Raw genomic sequence first — 20,348 nt, 5'->3', positions numbered from 1 at the left:
CGTTGTTGCCGGACTACATGGTGCCGTCGGCGTTCGTGGTTCTTGATGCGATGCCGCTAACGCCCAATGGCAAGCTGGACCGCAAGGCGTTGCCGGCGCCGGGCGATGAAGCGTTTGTTCATGCCGCTTATGAGGGCCCATGCAACGATCTTGAGCGTTCTCTTTGCATGATCTGGCAAGAGGTCTTGGGCGTTAGCCAAGTAGGGATCCACGACAATTATTTCGACTTGGGTGGAAACTCGCTCGGAATTGTGTTGGTGATCTCGGAGGCGAAACGACAGGGAATATCCTTGACCATCGGCCAGATATTCAAGCATCCGTCCGTGGCCGCGCTTGCCGCGTTATTAGCAATCGACTCGACAAGCGAGGATGCGCAAACGGTCGCTCATACAACCGACCCCGTAACGGCGAAGGTGCCCTGTGACGCCGACGACGTAGTTACAGTCAATCTGCAGGTGGGTAAGAATTTCACCGAAACTCACCTGTTGAACATGATCAAAGGCATGCTGCGTCAGTACCCCCAACTGGCAGACGGCCACGGTTACGCCCACCCGACGGAACGCCAACTCTGCAAAGCGATGCTCTGGGATGAAAGCCGAGCCGTAGGTGCAGCACCCGATGCCATGGTCGAAGCCATGCGCGCTGCCATCACCGAATCGTCCGGGCCAGTCTTTTTCGCTATCTGCCAGCCGGGACCGACAGCTCCCCAGCATATCGTGCTTGTCGCCCATCCTAATCTCGCCAGTCAAGTGATCTGGGCCGACATCGTGAATCTCGCAGCGGACTACTGCGCCGCCAACGACCGCCATGCGGACAGTGGTAGTTATACCAAGGAGGAGTCCGTCAATGAATGATCATCATCCAACGCTCGTCGAGTTGAATGCGTCCGCCGTGCCGCGCAATGTGTTTTGCACACACACGGTTGGCGGTGGTCTAGGCGGTTACAAAATGCTGGCCGCCAGGCTCGAAGACGCGGCCAAGGTCTATGGATTGGAGGACCCTTCGATCTATGCTGACGAAAGTTTCGCCAGTGTGCCGGAACTTGCTGCCTTACACGTAGAGACTATCCAGCAGATTCAGCCTCACGGGCCATATCTGCTGTTTGGCACGTGTTCAGGTGGTCCGCTCGCCTATGAGATCGCATGTCAGCTCGCGATGCAGGGCGAGGTTGTGGAGCGGGTCGTCATGTTCGGCTCGCACGACCAGGGCGGTTTTGATCCGGCGCACACTGACCGGCATCGCTTCCTGGTGGAATACCTTTTCGAGAACTACGGAATGAGGCTAAGTGACCTTGACTGGGATGGCTTCGAAACGATGGACCGTGGATCCGTCTGTGCCATTGTCACCGATCAAATCGTAGCCAGGAATAAAAAACATCGACTTCCAGATCCCATCTGGATCCGCAAGTACCTAGAGTCATTGTGCATGACCCGCGCAGCGACCAGCCGCTACCGCGCGCCAAAGTCCGCGCTAAACATCGACCTGTACAGGCAGCCACGCGGCGAGCGCCCCGCCGACGCTCACCGTGAGTGGTGCGACTGGGACGACCTAACGTATGGCACGCTCACGGTCATTCCGCATGCACCAGCATTGCGTCCGGGAGACGACATTCTCGCTGATCCCCATTTGGAGGCGATAGTGGCGTCGCTGAGACAGAACGCGCTAGTCGGGGTGTCGCGGGTGGCCGACATACAGGAAAAAACATGAAGAAAGAGAGGCGCGCCGTTTGTGAGCAGCGATTGATAACAACGCGGGCTTCGAGTGTGGCCTGCGCATCATCCATGTTGTGCTTGGCGACTGCGAGAGGAAGGTCGAGTCGACCAGGGAAGCCGCCCTCCATTTCAAGGCCCAGAGGCTGCCGATGAATGTATCTATCCTGGACTACATGCGCTTTCGCGAATGCACCGGAGCGCCGGAGGACGTCATCACGCGTGCGTTCGAGAGCTACTTGGCTAAGGCTGGGCGCGGCATGGTCGATATCCGAGCCCTCATCGTCACTCCGGCCGATGTCCTCCTGTGCGAAGACCGAAGCTTGCGCGCACGCCTCTTGGACAGACTCGGTTTGGTTAACTCGCTACCGGTCGCGATCATCCCGCATGAGTGCTCGGGCGTGCTGGCCGCGATCAAACTGGCTTGTCGCTATGTGCGCGGCGGGGCCTGCCGCAAGGTACCACTGGTGGCCTCCTTTGACCGCGCGGCCCAAGACTCACGGCGCATCCAGCCCTTCGGCGTGATCAGCGACGCGTACCGGGTGCTCAGCTTTGCCATGCGGTCGGATCGTGCCGGCACACTGTCAGCCAGGCAAGTTAGGCGGAAGTCAACCACACGGATCGAGAGAGCCCCAAGGAGGTCGTCGTGAACATGTGTGTGTCACAACCCTTAGAACGCCCCGCGCCACTCAGCGTTGCCATGCCGGCGATACGGCTGAGGCGCACGCTGGCGATGGGATTGATCGGACCTGGCCGGGTCGGCAGCGCGCTGCTGGCGCAATTACAGGCGGCGCAGGCACGCCTGGCGCGCGAGACCGGGCTGGAACTGAAGCTGTGCGGTGTGGCTGCCAGCCGCCGCATGTGGCTGGATTGCGACGACCCCGACCTCATCAACTACGCTGGCCGCGAGCAGCACGGCGAACGCGCGCAGATATGGCGCCCGGCCGACCTCGACGAATTTGCCGCCCACGTGCGCGGCGGCGACGGTCGCCACGCATTGCTAATCGACTGTAGCGCCAGCGACGTCGTGGCCGGACACTACTCCCGCTGGCTGGCTGAAGGCCTGCATGTAGTGACGCCAAACAAGATGGCCGGCAGCGGCGCGCTGCAGCGCTGGCAGGCGATCCGCGCCGCCTGCGCCGACGACGGCATGCGCTTCCGTTACGAGGCGACGGTGTGCGCTGGCCTGCCGGTGGTGCAGACCCTACGCGACCTGCTCGACACCGGCGACGAACTGCTGGCGGTGGAGGGCATGTTTTCCGGCACGCTGGCCTGGCTGTGCAACCGCTATGACGGCCAACTGCCATTCTCCGCCCTCGTGCGCGAGGCGCGTGCCCTAGGCTACACCGAGCCGGACCTGCGCGATGACCTGTCCGGCATTGATGTCGCGCGCAAGCTGGTGATCCTGGCGCGAGAGGCGGGTTGGTTGTTGTCGCTGGAGGACGTGGACTTGCAGGGCCTGGTGCCGGCCCCGCTCGGCGAGCTGCCGCTGGAGGAATTCTCCGAACGACTTGAGGAGCTCGACGCACCGATGGCGGCCAAACTGGCCGAAGCGCGCGCCGAAGGCGGCGTGCTGCGCCACGTGGCGCACCTCGACCGCCGCGGCCGTGCCAGCGTGCGGCTGATGGTGCTGCCGGCCAGCCACGCGTTCGCGCACACCCGGCTTAACGACAACATAGTGCAGTTCAGCACTCGCCGCTACTGCGATAATCCCCTGCTAGTGCAAGGCCCAGGTGCCGGGCCAGAAGTCACCGCCGCCGGCGTGTTCGCTGACCTCTTGCGCATCGCCGAATCGCTGGCGGTGCACGCATGAACGGCGATCTTCTAACCGACCTGCCGAATGCCGACCAGATGTTCACTATCCTGCTGGAATTTGCCATGGCCCCGCCGCAACGCCGCCGCTATTTCACTCCGGCCAGCATCGGCTATGTCGGGTGGGCTTCGACCTGCTCGGCCGCAACTGCGCAGTCCGGCAACCGCGCCGAGGGGCGCCGCATGGACGAACCGGTGGTGTGCATCGCGGCAATCCGTGGGTGCGGCCCACCTACCGTCAGTCACCGCCTGCGCTGCCCTGCTCGCGCTGCACAAGGGTATCGCCCGGGTCAGGCATGGCTGGTCGAGGTGAATAACGTGCTTGGGACCAACTTCTTCAAGCCGCTGGCGATGTTCTACGCGTCGAGCTTGGGGTTGGCGGACGCCGAGGTTCTGTCGGCCGAGCCATCGAAATCAGTCATTAGCCTATGCGCCGACCCTTTGATCAATCTCGACGATTTCGACACGGTGCAGCACGGGTCAACGTTACCTCCTGCAGGCGCATGCGCTTGGTTTTCTCGCATCGAAATTGAGCGTGCGCCGAGCTGGCTAGAGTTCGGCGGCTGGACTTTCACCACAAACAAACATTTAGCGAGTTGATCACTACATGGAACCGGCAATCGTTAGCAACCATGCGGCGCTGTCTAAATGCGCAGTCCATTTCCTCCACTATTCCATACAAAAAGGTAAGTGCCTCGACCGGCTTGAGCTGCTCGACGATTCCCTTCCGAGATTTCTGAGGAACTATCCATACCCTCTGCACTCCTGGCCGTGGTTCATCGGTAGCCGGATGCAGCAGACGCTGAAAAATTGCGTGCTTCGCGTGCCAGAGTTTGTCTACCGCGCGGTGCGGAGGGAGTTCGAGAAGGACATCCCAAGCTTCATGGCTTTCTATGGGGTACCAGACGTCTTGGCGATGATCTTCCTCGATAACGGCATGAAGCTTTCACAGCTTATGCTGCGCATCGACGCCATTCTGACGGCAGATGGTCTTAAGGTTCTCGAGATCAATGCTGGCCCGAGCATTGGTGGTTGGCAGATTCATTGGATGGATCGGCTCTATCGTAACAACGAGTCGCTGTCGCCCTTCTTCGCAGACGTAGAGTGCAGCACGAGAAATATCCCGCTGGCCTATATCGAGCACATCGTCGCCCAAGGCGCGCAGTGTGCCAAGGATAAGGACGGTAGCGTCAACGTCGTTTTCATCGTCCGTGAGTCGGACGTGAGCGATGGCATCGGCGATGCAATCCAGGGCATTTTCCAAGACGCGCTCGCTGCCAATGGCCTCAAGGGGGAGCTCTCTTTCCAGACCGGCTTCGATGCGCTGACATATATGCCGCATGGCATCTTTATCGGCATCAAGCGGGTAAGCAGTCTGGTATCGCTTTCGTTTAATACGGCTAGCCTGGGCGAGCGGTTCGTCCCCCCTCTCGATCTTTACCGAGCTTTTCTACGCGGCCAAGTCTTCTGGCCGGACAACCCGTTTTTCTCAGTGATTGGCGACAAGCGTTCGCTTGCTGTCCTACGCAAACATATGAGGACAGATCTATTCAGTGATGCCGAGCGTCAGCTTATCGATGTCTTCGTTCCGTGGAGTGCGATACCCGGCCCGTTGCTAACGACGTTCCGCGGGCAGACGGCGCCGTTAGCAGAAGTGCTACGAGACCATCGCGAATCAATCGTGGTTAAGGCGGCGCGTGGCGCGCAGGGCGAGGATGTCTTTATCGGAAGGCTCCATTCCATGGAGGCATGGGAGGCGATCATTAGTCGCGTTATGTCGGAAGGGGAGTGGCTTGCCCAGGAATACTGCGCTTCACTGCCGTTCTATGGACAGTCGGGCGGTCGCGGTTATACGATCCATGATGTCGTCTGGGGCGTTTTTGGTTTTGGCGAGTGTTACGGCGGATGCTGGTTGCGTCTAATGCCGAAAGAGGGGGGGGGCGGCATCATCAATTCCGCCAAGGGAGCGCAGGAAGCCATTGTCTACGAAGTTAAGGAATAACCTAATGACAACTCCGCGGGGAAAATGGTTCTGGCGGCCCCACCCTAACCCATCCGCCCAGGTGCAGTTGTTCTGTTTCCCTTATGCGGGAGCGGGCGCGTCGGCTTTTCGTGAATGGTATACGGCGTTTCCGGCGGACGTTGAACTGGTGGGAATCCAGCTTCCGGGGCGTGAGAATCGTTTCACGGAAAAGCGATTTGATCGGCTCGAGGGTGTCCTCGATGCTCTGAGTGAAGCGATAGCGGGAATCGTTGATCGGCCTTTTGTCTTCTTTGGACATAGCGTAGGCGCACTGATCGCGTTCGAACTGACGCGCCTGCTTCATAGACAGGGACGGCCAGGGCCCTCTCACCTTGTAGTCTCCGGACGTCGTGCCCCGCAACTAACTTCGGCTGACGAACGCACGTACTTGTTGGATGACGACGCTTTCCTAACAAGGATGAAAGGCTTCAATGGAACACCCAAGGAGCTACTGACGAATGCCGAGGTGATGCAGTTGTTCATCCCGCTGCTACGCGACGATTTCGCGATCTCGGAAACCTACTTTTGCACTGATCACACGCCCGTCGCATGTCCCCTGACGGCATTGGGAGGCGATGCCGACGCGGATGTAAGCGTGGACCAGTTGGCGGCCTGGGTGCGTTTGGTGGGCAGTCGTTTCGACTACGAGATATTTCCGGGAGACCATTTCTACATTCACCCGAACCGTGAAAAAATCATCGAGCGGCTCAGCGCAATCGCTCGGCAGGCTTGGCGCCAGCCCGCAGACGCAATGGCGTAAGGGCGCTCGATTACCAGAGGCGTAAGCGCCCATCATCATAAAAAAACGGAGACAGGTGAATGACCGTATTGGTTAGCGACAAGCTTCAGGAAGTGGCTGGCCGGCCCTTGCTCTTGCAGATACCACCGCTTATGCGATCTCAGGACTGGGCTCATGAAAATCGTGATCGGGTCGAGCAATTGCTGAATACGTATGGCGCTGTGCTTGTTCGTGGGTTCAACTTTCTCAGCAGCCGGCAGTTTGGCCAGTACTTGCAAGCGCTGTTCGAAGAGGATCTCGCCGAATATAGCTATCGCTCCACACCGCGAACCAAGCTAGGGGGGAATGTCTATACGGCGACCGAATATCATCCCAGTCAGACGATTCCACAGCACAATGAATCGTCTTATGCAAGCGCGTGGCCGATGCGCATAGGCTTCCTCTGCATGGTGGCTCCAGGCGAAGGCATGGGTGGGGCGACGCCGCTGGCTGACAGCCGTGCCGTGTTGGCGAGAATCCCGTCCGAGGTCGTCGCCAGGTTCGAGGACCGCCAGATTCAGTACGTTCGCAACTATGGGAGCATCGATCTGCCCTGGAGCGAGGTCTTCCAAACCTCGGACCGCGCGGAGGTCGAGACGTTCTGTCTGGAAAATGGCATCTCGTTCGAGTGGACGGGCGAAAACGGCCTGCGTACGAGGCAAGTTACGCCGGCAACGGCTGTGCACCCAGTGACTGGCGAGAAGGTGTGGTTCAACCAAGCGAACCTGTTTCATGTGTCGGCGCTTGAAGGCGAGTTGAGGCGCGACATGCTCTCGCTGTACCGCGAAGAGGACCTGCCACGTAACGTTTATTTTGGCGACGGGTCACCCATTGATGTTGCGGATATGAATGCGATTCGCGGGGCCTACGACGAGGTGACATTCCACTTCCCATGGCAGTCCAACGATCTCATCCTGCTCGACAACATGCTGTTCACTCATGGCCGTCAGCCTTACGCTGGTGAGCGCAGGGTACTCGTGGGCATGGCATGCATTCGTACTAGAAAGACTGATAGAGCAGCCTAAACGCCTTAACATCCACGCACTCTCTGTAGGTGATCCATTGGCAGTCTTGAAAGAGCCGCGAAGCAGTGGAATTGGTGACGCCAGACTAAGTGGACTGGTACTGCCAATCGTCGGTAGAGGAGGTCGGGCAACCGCGCCGCTTCGACGCGTTTGTCGTCGAAGCGTTGCCCGGTTGCAGCGTTCAACAACACCTGTCGCCAGCAAGCTATCCAGTTCAGTTAATTGGTGTCCGCGAGCGGATGCAATCGGGCACGCACGCGGCTCATCGTCGGCGCTGCATTCCAGCCATTCGTGCGGGCCGGAGGCTGTTTCGTTTGAACCACGCCGCCTTGGGCAGCATAACCTCTTGCCGATCGTGGGCCGCTTCGGCCTCCACTCGCGGGATGTGTCCGATCGGTCACGGCAGGCGTTTTTGGCCGCACTCGACGCGCTCGACGTCGTGCCCGCGCGGGCCTCCGTGCTGCGCGGCGAGGTCGCGCAAGGCATGAAGGCCAGCTCCGTCGTGAGCATCGTGCTGCCGGCGCAGTGGAGCTTGTCCGCTGTCCGCTGTCCGCGTGGTGTCCGCGGACACAGAAGTTGATAAGGAGTGCGATTACAAGTTATTGATAGATGATCTGTTTTTCTTACAGCGCCGTTTGGCACGCGGATTGCTGCAGACGAGGAGCGCGGGCTGCACTGCCCGCGGTCAGGGAACGCACAATGGTCAGGGAACGCACAATGGTCAGGGAACGCACCATGATTCGCGACACTTCCGCTCAAGACCGCCTGGTCGAGATCGAGCCCAATTGCCATGATTTTCATCGGTGCTGGCGTGGTGGCGCTGTAAGTGCTGGCCATCGCCATGTCCTGCATGCTCCGCCAGTTTTTGGCCAATGCATCAGTAACTATATTACGGCTCGTGTTCATCACTGTCGAGCGAGAGCCGTTCGCCCGAGATCTCAATTGGGGGCTGCTGTAGCGCTAATAGCCTCACCCTGTGCGCCAACTATGGTCCGCGGTGACGCTCAAGGTGCATGCCGGACCCTCGCGCCAACCTCTCTCCCGATGGGATGGGCTCCAAAGATCCACCGCCTCCTAGGAATGTGAATCATGCTCAAAATGTCCCATTTGTCCAAGGTCTACCGTACCGAAGTGGTGGAGACCCACGCACTGCGCGATTTCAACATCGACGTGAAAGAAGGGGAGTTCGTCGCCGTCACCGGTGCGTCCGGGTCCGGCAAGACCACTTTCCTGACCATTGCCGGTTTGCTGGAAACGTTTAGTGCCGGCGAGTATCACCTCGACGGTATCGAAGTCAGCAACCTAAACGACAACGCCCGCTCGAAGATCCGCAACGAGAAGATCGGCTTCATCTTCCAGGCGTTCAACCTGATTCCTGACCTCAACGTGTTTGATAACGTCGAAGTACCGTTGCGCTATCGCGGCATGAAGGCGACCGAGCGCAAACAGCGGATCATGGAATCGCTCGAGCGCGTCGGTCTGGCTTCCCGTGCCAAGCACTACCCGGCAGAACTGTCCGGTGGTCAGCAGCAGCGTGTGGCCATCGCCCGCGCGCTTGCTGGATCCCCGCGCCTGCTGCTGGCGGATGAACCGACCGGCAATTTGGACACGCAGATGGCTCGCAGTGTGCTCGAGCTGCTCGAGGAAATTCATCGTGAAGGCGCAACCATCGTGATGGTTACACATGATCCCGAGCTGGCAGCGCGTGCGCAGCGCAACGTGCACGTCACCGATGGACAGGTGGTGGATCTGGCCGAGGGTCCGCGCTTCCACACCGCGTATCACGCCGCCGCCAGCGAAATGCAAGCTTGAGGAACACGGTTGCTTCCCGGGAGGGGCAGGGACCAATTATGCGAACTCTCTCGAAGGGAGAGGTGCTTCCAGACAATGGAGAAATGGAATGCTTGGCTACTACCTTGACCTCGCTCAGCGCAGCCTGAGGCGCAACCGCGCGCTTACTGCGCTGATGGTGCTGGCAATAGCGCTGGGCATTGGCACCAGCATGACTACGCTGACGGTGTTGCACGTGCTGTCCGGCGACCCACTGCCGGGTCGCAGCGGCATGTTGTATTACCCGCAGATCGATCCGCGTGACAGTCGCGGCTATCTACCTGGCAAGTCGCCGCCGATGGACCAAGTGAGCTGGATCGACGGCGTGAACCTGCTGCAGGCGAAGCGGGGTATCCATCAGGCGCTGATGAGCGGTGGCTCGGTGGCAGTGCAGCCTGATAACTCCGCGCTCAATCCGTTCTACGCGGACGCGCGCTATACCACTGTCGATTTTTTCCCGATGTTCGGCGTGCCATTCGAATACGGCCATGCTTGGGACGCAACGGACGACGAGTCGCATGCTCGCGTGGTGATCATTAGCAGCCAGCTTAACGACAAACTGTTCGGCGGTAAGGACAGCACCGGACAGACGCTGCGCTTGTCGGATACGTCGTTTCGCATCATCGGCGTCATCGGCGACTGGAACCCCAATCCGCACTTCTACGACCTCAATCGCTTGAACTACAACGAGAACGAGGGGGTCTACGTGCCACTGTCGACCTCCCAGGACCTAGGCATGGTCCATGATGGCAACGTCAATTGCTGGGGCAATGGCGGCGGCGCAACTACGCCTGACCACAACTCGCCCTGTGCATGGCTGCAGTTCTGGGTGCAGTTGGATAGCCCACTCAAGGCAGCCGCGTATGAAGAGTTCCTCGTCCACTATTCGGAGGAGCAGAGGGCGCTGGGGCGTTTCCAGCGCCCTCCGAACGTGCGGCTGGGTAACGTGATGCAGTGGCTGGACTACAACGGGGTGGTGCCCGACGATGTGCGCCTGCAGACTTGGCTGGCGTTCGGCTTCCTGCTGGTGTGTTTGGTGAATACAGTGGGTTTGATGCTAGCGAAGTTCCTGCGCCGCGCCGGCGAGCTCGGCGTGAGGCGCGCGCTGGGCGCATCCAAGCGCGAGGTGTTCTCACAGCTGCTGGTCGAGTCTGGCGTGGTCGGTCTCGCCGGGGGCTTCGGCGGTCTGCTGCTGGCCGTCTTCGGTCTGTGGCTGGTGCGGCGACAGCCGGACAGTTATGCCGCGTTGGCGCATCTGGACCTGGCGATGTTGCTCGCCACTTTCCTGCTGGCGCTGTGTGCGAGCCTGTTGGCCGGCTTGCTACCCGCGTGGCGTGCCTGCCAGATCACGCCAGCCCTGCACTTGAAGAGCAATTGAGAGGGATCAAGATGGAACTGCGACCGATACTTTCTGCCCTGCTGCGACACAAGATCACCGCGGGACTGCTAATCCTGGAGATCGCGCTGACCTGCGCGATCGTGTGCAACGCGGTGTTCTTGATCGGACAGCGACTGGAGCGCATGCACATGGTCAGCGGCATCTCTGAGCACGAGCTGGTGCAGATACAGATGGGCTATATCGGCAAACGCCCCGATGCCATGGCGCAAACGGGAACCGATCTGGCCGCATTGCGGCAGATCTCCGGCGTGAAGCAGGCGGCGCTCATCAACCAACTGCCCTTCAGCGACGGTGGCTCGTCGAACAGCGGCATCATGCTCGATCCGCAACAGCAACAGCCAACCGTCCAAGCGACGACGTTCTATGGGCAGAACGTGATGCCCACACTAGGCGTGCAACTCGTGGCCGGCAGAGACTTTCAGCCCGGCGAATACGTCGACCTAGACGTTGCTATCGCGGCCCTGCAGACCGGTGATCCGAAAGGCTTGCCGCAGACAGTGATCCTAACGCGCGCATTGGCCGCACAGCTGTGGCCGGGCCAGAGCGCACTCGGCAAGACACTCTATTTCGGGAAGGATCTTCCGTTCCGCGTCATCGGCGTAGTGACGAACCTGGCGCGGCCGAATCAATTGCAACAAGGACCTTACTACAGCACGTTGTGGCCTATCCACGTGACTCCGGCCGAAGGCGCGAGCTACCTGCTGCGCTGCGCACCGCAGGATCGCGAGGCGGTGCTCAAGGCTGCCCTTGCGAAGCTTATGCAGATCGATCCCAACCGTGTGGTGCTGGAAAAACGCACCTACGACGAAGCGCGCCAAAAGTTCTTTGCTAGAGATCGCGCGATGGCCGGCATCCTGACTGGTGTGATCGTGGCGCTGCTCACCGTCACTGCGCTGGGTATCGCGGGACTGGCCAGCTTCTGGGTAGGGCAGCGTCGGCGCACCATCGGCGTGCGGCGAGCCTTGGGCGCCACGCGCGGCGACATCCTGCGCTTCTTCCAGACCGAGAACTTCCTGCTCGCCACGTTCGGTATCGCGCTCGGCATGGTGCTGGCCTATAGCATCAACCTGTTCTTGATGACGCATTACGAATTGCCCCGATTGCCCGCTATCTATTTTCCAGTAGGCGCGCTGGCGCTATGGATCATCGGCCAGCTCGCAGTGCTCGGCCCCGCACTACGTGCGGCCGCGGTCTCGCCTGTGGTGGCGACGCGAAGTGTGTAATGAACCGAGATTTGGAATGAGGAATTGGGGCTCCGACAAGCAGTGGGGTCGTGAGATTTCACTTTTGCGTATCGCCAATCCCAACTCCCAACTCTCGTTCCTAAACCAACATTAAGGAGTTGGCCATTTGTCCGCATCCTCCGATTTGCACTGGGAAGATTATAAGTAAGCGAACATTTTTTCTCTAGGGATGCTCTGACCTATTGGATCCGAAACGGACGTCCATACAGATTGGATAGTGCAAGCAACCGCAGTACTTGGGACCGGCGCTTGTGTTTTTGTAATAAAGCCGCCTATGACCTGCTCCGTGACGATTGGAGCATAAGTTGGCGCCCCTTCATGATTTAAGATTTCTTTGGAATCATTACATATGTCTGGACTTCACAAAGATCATTCTCATACTCAAGCTCCTATACGTTCCGTGGTGATTCTCGGCGGTGGAACGGCCGGTTGGATGACAGCCACTTATCTCTCCAAGGCCTTTGGCGAGAAAATTTCGATTACGCTGATCGAATCTGCGACGGTTCCCAAGATCGGCGTGGGTGAAGCCACCCTGCCGAATTTGCAGCGAGCCTTTTTTGACTTCCTGGGAATTCCGGAACGGGAGTGGATGCAGGAGTGCAACGCGTCCTTCAAGGGGGGCATCAAGTTTGTGAATTGGCGTAAAAACGCCGATGCCGCTGGTAACAACCACTTCTATCATCTCTTCGGGATGATCCCGAACCATGACAACGTACCGCTTTCGCATTATTGGCTGCTGCGTCGCATGGCCGAAAATAAGGCGGAAGCTTTTGATTACGCGTGCTATTCACAGCCGCAGCTTCTCGACCAGAATCTGGCTCCCTGCACAATGGATGGCAAGCCGGCATTCGCCTATGCATGGCATTTCGATGCGCATCTGGTTGCCGCTTATCTGGCCAAACTGGGCGTGCAATGGGGTGTCAAGCACGTCATCGACAATTTGCAGTCTGTCGAAAAGAACGAAAACGGCGATATCAAAGCGCTACTCACCGAGCAAGGCGGGCGCTACGAAGCCGATTTGTTCGTGGATTGCTCGGGTTTCCGCGGCCTGCTGATCAATAAGGCGATGGAAGAACCGTTTATCGATATGAGTAACCACTTGTTCTGCAATAGCGCGGTGGCTTGTCCGATCCCGCACGATGACGAACAGAACGGAGTTGAGCCGTATACCTCGGCGATTGCCATGAAGCATGGTTGGACCTGGAAGATCCCGATGCTTGGCCGGTTCGGATCAGGTTATGTGTACTCACGCGATTTCGTCTCGCAGGATGACGCCACGCTGGAATTCGCCAAACTCTGGAACTTTGATCCCGAGAAGAAGCAGCTGAACCACATCCAGTTTCGGACGGGCCGCAACCGTCGCGCGTGGGTGAAGAACTGCGTGTCGATCGGTCTGGCGTCCTGCTTCCTTGAGCCGCTGGAATCGACCGGTATCTACTTTATTTATGCGGCAATCTACCAGCTGGTCAAGCATTTCCCTGACACGTCCTTCGATAACACTCTGATCAACCAATTCAATCAGGAAATCGAGACGATGTACGACGATTGCCGCGACTTCATTCAGGCGCACTATCTGACTTCGTCGCGCGACGACACACCGTTCTGGCTTGCCAACAAGAACGAAATCCACCTGTCTGACAACATCAAGCACAAACTCGCCATGTATCGTGTCGGCCTTCCGGTCAACATGCCATATACAAACGAAGAGCAGTACTACGGCAATTTCGAAACGGAATTCCGCAACTTCTGGACCAACAACAACTATTACTGCGTTCTGGCCGGCATGGGCTGGCTGCCGGAGCGAGCGCTTCCCAAACTCCTCTATAAAGACGAGCATATTCATAAGGCGAACGAACTTTTCGCGTCGATCAAGCGTGATGCGCATCGACTGACCAGCACCTTGCCTAGCTGTGTGGATTACCTGAAGTCACTGCACGGAGTCAAGAAGTCGGCCGAAATGGCAGACGCTGTTGGCTGACACGGTCGTTGACTATGTCATTTGCTTAGCTTGAGGTCATTTGGCTCGGCGGTGAGGTAAGCCCCCGGCTCTGTCGGGGGACTCGCCAAGGTTTGACCTATACCGCGATCGTTGTGAATCTGAAATCTCGACCAAGAGATGGCATTTACGATGAAAGAGTTTCAAAGCCTAAGTCGTGCCCATTGGGACTGTAAGCGCCATGTGGTGTTCATTCTGAAGCGAAGGAAAAAGCGAATGTATGGCCCATTTAGGACAAAGCTGGTGGAAGTATTGTATGAGTTGGCCTCACACAAGGAATCGAAGATTGTTGAAGGGTATGTGATGCTGGATCACATCCACATGTGTATCAGCATTCCACCGAAGTACGCGGTATCGAACGTGGGGGGTCACTTGAAGGGAAACAGCGCGATCACGATCGCGCGACGATTCGGCGGTTGGTCAAAAAACTTTACCGGGGAGTCGTTTCGGGCGAGAGGATACTTCATCTCGACGGTGGGGTTGGACGAAGCGATGGCGCGCACCTACATCAGGAATCGGGGCAAGCAGATGAGCGCCACGATCAGATGAAGCTGGGTGTATTAGCTGTCAGGTGCCGTGTGATGCTCCTGAGCAGGGTGTCTGGCGTTTGAGCGCCTGTGCTGCGATGGGTCAACTCTATCAGTGCCTTGGAGCCTGAGATGTGGCTGACTTTGCATCCACTGGCACGCACGACACCGCGCATTCGCGCAGAGCTACAAGCCGAAGATTCTGCCCTGAAACATGAATTACTCGCCCTCGCTAGGGTATCACCGCACCCACGGTTCGCCAGTGGCGTGAGCGCGATTCGGCCACTGATCGTTCGCATCGCCCGGCCACGCTGCATTGCATCGTTGATCGCCGCTCAGGAAGCGGTGGCGCTGGCGGTCCGCCGAAAGCTATGGCTGTCGCTGGATGACCTGCTCGTGGTGGTCCTCGAGTTCCTCAACCCCGCGGCCTCGCGGTCGGGATTGGCGCGTTGCCTGCGCCGACATACGATGAACACGAGCCTAGTGGAGAACAAGGGCGCGCCGATTGTGCGCAAGACCTTTAAGGACTATGCATCAGCCTTTGTCTACATCGATGTCAGGCACCTGCCACAGATGGCCGATGAAACCGCAAGGGTGACCACTGACCATGCCGCGCGCTGGGTCTACCTGCGCATCTACGCCGATCAGAGTGAGGCCAGCAGCACCGACTTCCCGCGCGGTCTGCACGCCGTCGCGCCGATGAGGATCGAGAAGCTGCTGACCGACAACATCAGTCGATTCACTGACCACTTCAAAGGGCGTTCGGGCCACCATGCCTTTAATCGTGAGTGCGTGCTGCTGGGTATCGAACATCGTCTGATCAAACAGCGCCATCCCCAGACAGGCGGCATGGTCGAGCGTTTCAACGGCCGCACCAGCGACACCCCGGCTACCACGCGCCTCCGTTCGCGTGAGGAATTACAAATCACGATCGAGCCTTACGTGAAGATCTACAACGAGCAACTTTCGCAGCGATCCGTCTGCTGCAAGACCCTGCGGCAGGCGACTCGTGCGTGGCACGAGCAGCGGTCGAATCCCTTCGTCAGAAAAACTAAGAATCAGATGAGACTCGACACCGCTGTCAACCCGCGATTTTATCCGAATAACTGTCATAGAAGTACGTAAAGTTTATCGTATGTTGCCATCATTGCCCCAGTCGTAGAAGCAATAATTACAATCAAAACTTTGAACAGGTGACACAAAAAAAATTCCATCAACGAGAAATGATCAAAAACGATCGTCCTCAATTAAAGAACGTAGTACGCATTAACAGGCTTGTCCTCCATCGAACGCACGAACTGATCAGCCAATTGTAAAGGTAAGGACACCATGCAACAGGACTCGAAAGAATGCCGGTACCCAGAAACATCGGGAAGTACATGCACGAAAACTGCCGAGCAGGATGTTGGCCCGGCCACTGCGCACGAACAGCGACAATGCCGTAATGCCCTTGGCCGGTTTACTACTGGCGTGTGCATTGTATCGGCCTATGACGCCGTCCGTGGCCCAATAGCCATGACCATCAATTCCTTCTCGTCACTGTCTTTAGATCCATGTCTTATTCAATGGAACATAAAGAAAAAATCGTTGTGCTATTCGTTATTCTCGCAGCTGCATTCTTATGCCATTAGTGTTTTGTCTGAAAAGCAAAGTGATATTTCCAGTAGATATTCAAAAGCGGGGGATCACGTCATGAACCCCGATGACTATTCAATTTCAGCAACTGGCCTTCCCTACGTCAAGGGATGTCTGGTTCATTTTGAATGCCGAAACTGGCGCCTGATCGATGCCGGAGATCACAAAATTGTTGTCGCCACTGTGGATAAATTCTCAACCGGGTCAGAGGAAAGGCCGTTGGTTTTTTTTGGAGGCAAGTACTGGCCCTTGCATATTGATTAGTTGTACATTGCTTTATTTCGTATCGCCCAGGGTGGCGGCAAACGGAGCCAAACGTGACGCATCAATTTTCCCAGCCCGAACTATTTTTGATCGCGATGCTGATCATATTTGGTCTGCCATACCTGATATGGCGCTACTTAAAGATCGACTATCTCGCACCTATGGTGGCCGTTCAGATTATTACGGGGATCGTCGTAGGAAAGGGTTTGTTGGGTGCCTATTTCAATAATTCGTACAGCTTGATTTTTAATCACGAAACTATTGATAACTTGGATGGTATAGCCTCTTGGGCTGTCATCATTTTTGTGTTTGTCGCGGGCATAGAGCTTGATCTAAAAGATGTATGGCGGAACAAAGTAGATAATGGAATTACCGCGGCATTGGCCCTGCTAGTTCCATTGTTGTTTGGTTCAATCGTTGGTGTCTTTCTCTTGCAGAAATCGGGCTGGATCGGTGCCAGGGCAGAGCATTGGCAGTTTGTCCTTGGGATAGGCATGTCTTGCTCCATTACTGCGTTGCCTATCCTCATTATATTTCTAGAAAAACTGGAGCTATTGCGACATCCAATTGGACGGCGTGTCTTGCGCTACGCAAGCCTCGACGACATACTTATATGGGCCGTATTGGCTGTCGTTATCGTGGATATTAGACGCCTTGAGTCCCAGGTATTATTTTTCGTGGGATTTATCATCGTGTCATTTTTCTTTAGAAAAATTATGGCTTCGGTCTCAGAATTTGATCGATGGTCCTGGGCGCTTATCTGGTTGGCAGCAGTCGCACTAATGGCAGAGTCGTCGGGCTTACATTTTATTGCTGGCGCTTTTATGGCCGGAGCTGTAATCGATTCGAGTTGGTTTGATCAGAAAAAATTGGATATGTTGCGGCAACACGTATTGATCTTCATGATGCCGGTGTTTTTTTTGAGCACAGGGCTGAAGACAAGCTGGTCCTTGGGCGGATGGTCTGTTTTTGTCGCAGCGAGCTTTTTGTTGTGCGCAGCGGTGACAGGCAAGCTGCTGGCGATTCACATAGCTGGAAAGATTTTACGATGGGGCCAAGGCGAAGCATCTGTGATCGGCTGGTTGTTACAATCCAAGTCGCTGATAACGATTATATTTACCAGTGTCTTGTTGGATAAAGGATTAATTACCAGCAACACTTTTACGGCTTTGCTAATCATGGCTATCATTAGCACGATGCTCACCGTGCCCATTGTTTCTTCGAAACTTCTAATGAACCCGAGCCTCGCTTTGCGCGACGTGGACAGGCCGGTTATTGACCCGGCCAGTCGGGTATTCTGACGATCGATCGCACAATACCTTCAGCCACAGTCACAGTCACAGTGGTGTTAGCCGATGATCCTATGTAATCGATCGTGCCGTGATCGAGCAAATCGCGCCGGACCAAAGGTTCTTCATGAGCCTCGCGGCGTCGTTCACAGCTATGCGCCGTTGGTGCATCCTCGTTGACTTGTGCTGACCTTAGTCTGGTCTGCCCGTTGCCCACTTCCACTTAGAATTCTGTGCTCTGCCGAGTGGGCCTGCCTTACTTTGGAAACTTTAGCCCGAGGCTGCGCTCAATGCTTTCCTGCGATTATCGTGCTCAGCCTTCGAGCATATTGAACTGTCTATTGTTGCGACGAGGGGCGCGCGGAGCCGGCGCTGCTGTCAATTGAAATCTATTCGCATAGTTTTCGTTGGCGAGGCGACGAGCGCTATGGCTCTGTAGCGCGTTGACAGTTAAATGCTCATTGGCTCTTGCCACAGCGACGCTAACTGTTGCGATAGCGCAGAAGGCGATGGACTTGATGAGCATGGGGATGCCTCCTATTGGGCTGCCGTGGTCTCCGTATCGGAGCGTCTGCGGCCCGGATGGCTGCGGACGCTCCGATACGCAGGACCGGGTGGCCGGAGGTGGCGTGTGGGGTCAAGGGCGCCTGTAGGGCGATGTGGAGGACTGGCGTAAGATAAAGCCGACGTGGCGCGGGAGCACAGCGACACAGGTTGGCGGCTGACACGGTCCCGGAACGTCCCTTGACGCGGTAGCCGTCTGCATTGGCCAGGGGCGCACGGTGCAGCCGCGTGGGAGTAGGTCGCACGGGCGGCCGAATCTTCACAGGCAGGCACGTCGGCAACGTTGCCGACGTGCGTCGCGCAGCGGCGGAAGGCGGCGTATCGCTGCAGGAGCGCCCTGCAAGCCGTAGGCGCAGTGGGGCGCCCTGTCTGCGGTCATGTTTGCGGCGGGACAATTTTAGGTCGTGGATGCGGACGCATCGGAGATCTACCGCAGATATATGCGGGACATTTCCGGGACGCCTGGTCACGAAAAAGGCCCGCTTTTAAGGGCGGGCCTTTCGTCGACAAGCAGCATAAGTGCTTGATTTATTGGTCGGGGAGACAGGATTCGAACCTGCGACTTCTACGTCCCGAACGTAGCGCTCTACCAGGCTGAGCTACACCCCGTGGGAAGCCGCGTATCTTAATCGTCGTCCGCAGGCTTGGCAACAGCGGTGATGGCCGTGTCGCACCGAACGGCTACGGAACCGGACCGGCCTTCTGCTAATCTTTACGGCTGCCGCTGCGCGTGAAGTCGCGTGGCATGCGGTCCCATTGTCATAGTCAGCAGAGGATTTCATGGCGCTTACCCCGGCCCGCACCATGCCCGGCGTGCTCGAGCTGCTGCCGCTCGACCAGATCGCGTTTCAGCGCATGCTCGACGTGATCCGTCGCAATTACGAACGTTTCGGCTTTCTGCCGATCGAAACGCCAGTGATCGAATATTCCGACGTGCTGCTCACCAAGACCGGCGGCGAGACCGAGCGGCAGGTGTATTTCGTTCAGTCCACTGGCGCGCTGAATGCGGTCGAGAAGGAAGGCATGCCCGAGCTGGCGTTGCGCTTCGATCTCACCGTGCCGCTGGCGCGTTATGTGGCCGAGCACGAGCGCGAGCTGAGCTTTCCGTTTCGACGCTACCAGATGCAGCGTGTCTATCGCGGCGAGCGCGCGCAGCGCGGGCGTTTCCGCGAGTTCTATCAGTGCGATATCGATGTGATCGGCAAGGATGCGCTGTCGGTGCGCTACGACGCCGAGATTCCGGCGGTGATCTACAGCGTGTTCCGCGAGCTGAATATCGGTGCGTTCACCATCCAGCTCAATAACCGCAAGCTGATGCGTGGCTACTTCGAAAGCCTGGGCATTGTCGATGGTGAGCAGCAGATGCTGGTGCTGCGCGAAGTGGACAAGCTCGACAAACGCGGCGCGGATTATGTGCGCGATACGCTCACTGGCGAAGCGTTCAATCTCAGCGCCGATGTCGCGCAAAAAATCCTGGCTGTCGTGCAGATACGCTCGACGTCATTGAAGAATGCGTTCGACCATCTTGATGCGTTGGGTGCCGGGCCGGAAGCAATGGAGCAGGGCCGCGCCGAACTGAAGGAAGTGCTGAACCTGATCCACGCGTTCGGCGTGCCGGAAACGCATTTCGTGCTGAACCTGTCGATTGCCCGCGGCCTCGATTACTACACCGGTACCGTCTACGAAACCACGTTGAACGATCATCCGCAGATCGGCTCGATCTGCTCGGGCGGTCGTTATGAAAATCTGGCGGGTCAGTACACCAAGTCGCATCTGCCGGGCGTCGGCATCTCGATCGGCCTGACGCGGCTTTACTGGCAGCTTCGCGACGCCGGTTTGATCAGCACTGCCAAGAGTACGGTCGACGTACTGGTGACGCAGATGGACGAGGCGCAACTGCCGGCCTACCTGGCGCTGGCTGGTGAGTTACGTGCGGCCGGTGTCGCCACCGAGGTGGTGCTGGAGGGCGGCAAGCTCGGCAAGCAGTTCAAGTACGCCGACCGTGCAGGTATCCGCTTCGTCATCGTGCTGGGTGAGGATGAAATTGCCAAGGGCGTGGTGACGGTCAAGGATCTGCGCCGTGAGGATCAGTTCGAAGTGGCGCGTAGCGAACTGGTCAAGACGTTGCGGGTGGAGTTGGAGCAGGCCGCGGCGATGGGTTGATTCGGCCGTATTCCTTTCACTGCAATCCGCCAGCATCCTGCCGGCTTTCGCTACATCCGATCATCCCCGTTCGATCATCCGTTTTGCGAG

17 protein-coding genes, 1 tRNA gene and 2 pseudogenes are annotated in these 20,348 nt (G+C 57.6%); 18 read left to right on the top strand and 2 right to left on the bottom strand.

Going from position 1 to position 20,348, the window contains the following annotated elements; genetic code table 11:
* From HDE79_RS20380 to HDE79_RS20300, 17 genes and pseudogenes are all read left to right on the top strand, one after another.
* Positions 1-854 (top strand): phosphopantetheine-binding protein (locus HDE79_RS20380; protein ID WP_221440280.1); only part of this gene is annotated, 854 nt, incomplete at its 5' end.
* Positions 847-1,707, top strand: a complete 861-nt coding sequence (locus HDE79_RS20375; protein ID WP_184604826.1) for a thioesterase domain-containing protein — start codon at positions 847-849, stop codon at positions 1,705-1,707. The genes HDE79_RS20380 and HDE79_RS20375, both read left to right, overlap by 8 nt.
* Before the next feature lie 154 nt (positions 1,708-1,861).
* Complete coding sequence (locus HDE79_RS20370; protein ID WP_184604824.1) at positions 1,862-2,359, top strand: hypothetical protein; 498 nt, start codon at positions 1,862-1,864, stop codon at positions 2,357-2,359.
* Between the two features lie 50 nt (positions 2,360-2,409).
* Positions 2,410-3,522 (top strand): homoserine dehydrogenase, encoded by a 1,113-nt coding sequence (locus HDE79_RS20365; protein WP_255488531.1) that lies wholly within the window; start codon positions 2,410-2,412, stop codon positions 3,520-3,522.
* The gene (locus tag HDE79_RS20360; protein ID WP_184604822.1) at positions 3,519-4,121 is read left to right on the top strand and encodes a hypothetical protein; all 603 of its coding nucleotides are present in this window, start codon (positions 3,519-3,521) and stop codon (positions 4,119-4,121) included. Before HDE79_RS20365 ends, HDE79_RS20360 begins: the two co-directional genes overlap by 4 nt.
* Positions 4,122-4,128: 7 nt before the next feature.
* The gene (locus HDE79_RS20355; RefSeq protein WP_184604820.1) at positions 4,129-5,523 is read left to right on the top strand and encodes a hypothetical protein; all 1,395 of its coding nucleotides are present in this window, start codon (positions 4,129-4,131) and stop codon (positions 5,521-5,523) included.
* A gap of 4 nt (positions 5,524-5,527) precedes the next feature.
* Positions 5,528-6,304 (top strand): alpha/beta fold hydrolase, encoded by a 777-nt coding sequence (locus tag HDE79_RS20350; protein ID WP_184604818.1) that lies wholly within the window; start codon positions 5,528-5,530, stop codon positions 6,302-6,304.
* Positions 6,305-6,363: 59 nt separating this feature from the next.
* Positions 6,364-7,347 carry a TauD/TfdA family dioxygenase gene (locus HDE79_RS20345; RefSeq protein ID WP_184604816.1) on the top strand — a complete coding sequence of 328 codons (984 nt, stop codon included), beginning with the start codon at positions 6,364-6,366 and terminating at the stop codon, positions 7,345-7,347.
* A 346-nt stretch (positions 7,348-7,693) separates the two neighbouring features.
* Positions 7,694-7,927: a hypothetical protein gene (locus HDE79_RS20340; RefSeq protein ID WP_184604814.1), complete on the top strand. Its 234-nt coding sequence runs from the start codon at positions 7,694-7,696 to the stop codon at positions 7,925-7,927.
* A 509-nt stretch (positions 7,928-8,436) separates the two neighbouring features.
* Positions 8,437-9,159, top strand: coding sequence for an ABC transporter ATP-binding protein (locus tag HDE79_RS20335; protein WP_184604813.1), 723 nt, complete (start codon positions 8,437-8,439; stop codon positions 9,157-9,159).
* Positions 9,160-9,247: 88 nt separating this feature from the next.
* Positions 9,248-10,555, top strand: coding sequence for an ABC transporter permease (locus tag HDE79_RS20330; protein WP_184604811.1), 1,308 nt, complete (start codon positions 9,248-9,250; stop codon positions 10,553-10,555).
* 11 nt (positions 10,556-10,566) lie between these two features.
* A complete protein-coding gene (locus HDE79_RS20325; protein WP_184604809.1) occupies positions 10,567-11,799 on the top strand; it encodes an FtsX-like permease family protein in 1,233 nt (410 codons plus the stop codon).
* A gap of 370 nt (positions 11,800-12,169) precedes the next feature.
* The gene (locus HDE79_RS20320; protein WP_184604808.1) at positions 12,170-13,798 is read left to right on the top strand and encodes a tryptophan halogenase family protein; all 1,629 of its coding nucleotides are present in this window, start codon (positions 12,170-12,172) and stop codon (positions 13,796-13,798) included.
* Positions 13,799-13,948: 150 nt separating this feature from the next.
* Positions 13,949-14,427 (top strand): annotated as a pseudogene (tnpA, locus tag HDE79_RS20315) (IS200/IS605 family transposase).
* A gap of 48 nt (positions 14,428-14,475) precedes the next feature.
* A pseudogene (locus HDE79_RS20310) lies at positions 14,476-15,468 on the top strand (integrase core domain-containing protein).
* A gap of 204 nt (positions 15,469-15,672) precedes the next feature.
* Complete coding sequence (locus tag HDE79_RS20305) at positions 15,673-16,242, top strand: flavin reductase family protein (protein WP_184604805.1); 570 nt, start codon at positions 15,673-15,675, stop codon at positions 16,240-16,242.
* A gap of 53 nt (positions 16,243-16,295) precedes the next feature.
* The gene (locus HDE79_RS20300; RefSeq protein WP_343206011.1) at positions 16,296-17,543 is read left to right on the top strand and encodes a cation:proton antiporter; all 1,248 of its coding nucleotides are present in this window, start codon (positions 16,296-16,298) and stop codon (positions 17,541-17,543) included.
* Positions 17,544-17,844: 301 nt separating this feature from the next.
* Here the strand turns inward: HDE79_RS20300 and HDE79_RS20295 are convergent, their stop codons facing one another.
* Both HDE79_RS20295 and HDE79_RS20290 read right to left on the bottom strand, forming a co-directional pair.
* Positions 17,845-18,057, bottom strand: a complete 213-nt coding sequence (locus HDE79_RS20295) for a hypothetical protein (protein ID WP_184604803.1) — start codon at positions 18,055-18,057, stop codon at positions 17,845-17,847.
* A gap of 570 nt (positions 18,058-18,627) precedes the next feature.
* Positions 18,628-18,704 (bottom strand) — tRNA-Pro (locus tag HDE79_RS20290).
* Between the two features lie 171 nt (positions 18,705-18,875).
* Between HDE79_RS20290 and hisS the strand changes: the two genes are divergently transcribed.
* Positions 18,876-20,258: a histidine--tRNA ligase gene (hisS, locus tag HDE79_RS20285; RefSeq protein ID WP_184604801.1), complete on the top strand. Its 1,383-nt coding sequence runs from the start codon at positions 18,876-18,878 to the stop codon at positions 20,256-20,258.
* The last annotated feature ends 90 nt before the right edge of the window (positions 20,259-20,348 follow it).

The organism is Rhodanobacter sp. MP1X3 (assembly GCF_014207165.1).
Lineage (GTDB): Bacteria > Pseudomonadota > Gammaproteobacteria > Xanthomonadales > Rhodanobacteraceae > Rhodanobacter.
The sequence above is the reverse complement of the archived record's forward strand: the minus strand, read 5'-3'. Positions and strand labels throughout refer to the sequence as shown.

Bases quoted from the DNA above. Each gene is read 5' to 3' on its own strand.
- HDE79_RS20330 (WP_184604811.1), top strand. From the start codon at position 9,248: ATGCTTGGCTACTACCTTGACCTCGCTCAGCGCAGCCTGAGGCGCAAC.
- HDE79_RS20295 (WP_184604803.1), bottom strand. From the start codon at position 18,057: ATGCTCATCAAGTCCATCGCCTTCTGCGCTATCGCAACAGTTAGCGTC.
- HDE79_RS20375 (WP_184604826.1), top strand. From the start codon at position 847: ATGAATGATCATCATCCAACGCTCGTCGAGTTGAATGCGTCCGCCGTG.
- HDE79_RS20365 (WP_255488531.1), top strand. From the start codon at position 2,410: ATGCCGGCGATACGGCTGAGGCGCACGCTGGCGATGGGATTGATCGGA.
- HDE79_RS20325 (WP_184604809.1), top strand. From the start codon at position 10,567: ATGGAACTGCGACCGATACTTTCTGCCCTGCTGCGACACAAGATCACC.
- HDE79_RS20335 (WP_184604813.1), top strand. From the start codon at position 8,437: ATGCTCAAAATGTCCCATTTGTCCAAGGTCTACCGTACCGAAGTGGTG.
- HDE79_RS20320 (WP_184604808.1), top strand. From the start codon at position 12,170: ATGTCTGGACTTCACAAAGATCATTCTCATACTCAAGCTCCTATACGT.
- HDE79_RS20355 (WP_184604820.1), top strand. From the start codon at position 4,129: ATGGAACCGGCAATCGTTAGCAACCATGCGGCGCTGTCTAAATGCGCA.
- HDE79_RS20345 (WP_184604816.1), top strand. From the start codon at position 6,364: ATGACCGTATTGGTTAGCGACAAGCTTCAGGAAGTGGCTGGCCGGCCC.
- HDE79_RS20350 (WP_184604818.1), top strand. From the start codon at position 5,528: ATGACAACTCCGCGGGGAAAATGGTTCTGGCGGCCCCACCCTAACCCA.
- hisS (WP_184604801.1), top strand. From the start codon at position 18,876: ATGGCGCTTACCCCGGCCCGCACCATGCCCGGCGTGCTCGAGCTGCTG.
- HDE79_RS20370 (WP_184604824.1), top strand. From the start codon at position 1,862: ATGAATGTATCTATCCTGGACTACATGCGCTTTCGCGAATGCACCGGA.
- HDE79_RS20360 (WP_184604822.1), top strand. From the start codon at position 3,519: ATGAACGGCGATCTTCTAACCGACCTGCCGAATGCCGACCAGATGTTC.
- HDE79_RS20305 (WP_184604805.1), top strand. From the start codon at position 15,673: ATGCAACAGGACTCGAAAGAATGCCGGTACCCAGAAACATCGGGAAGT.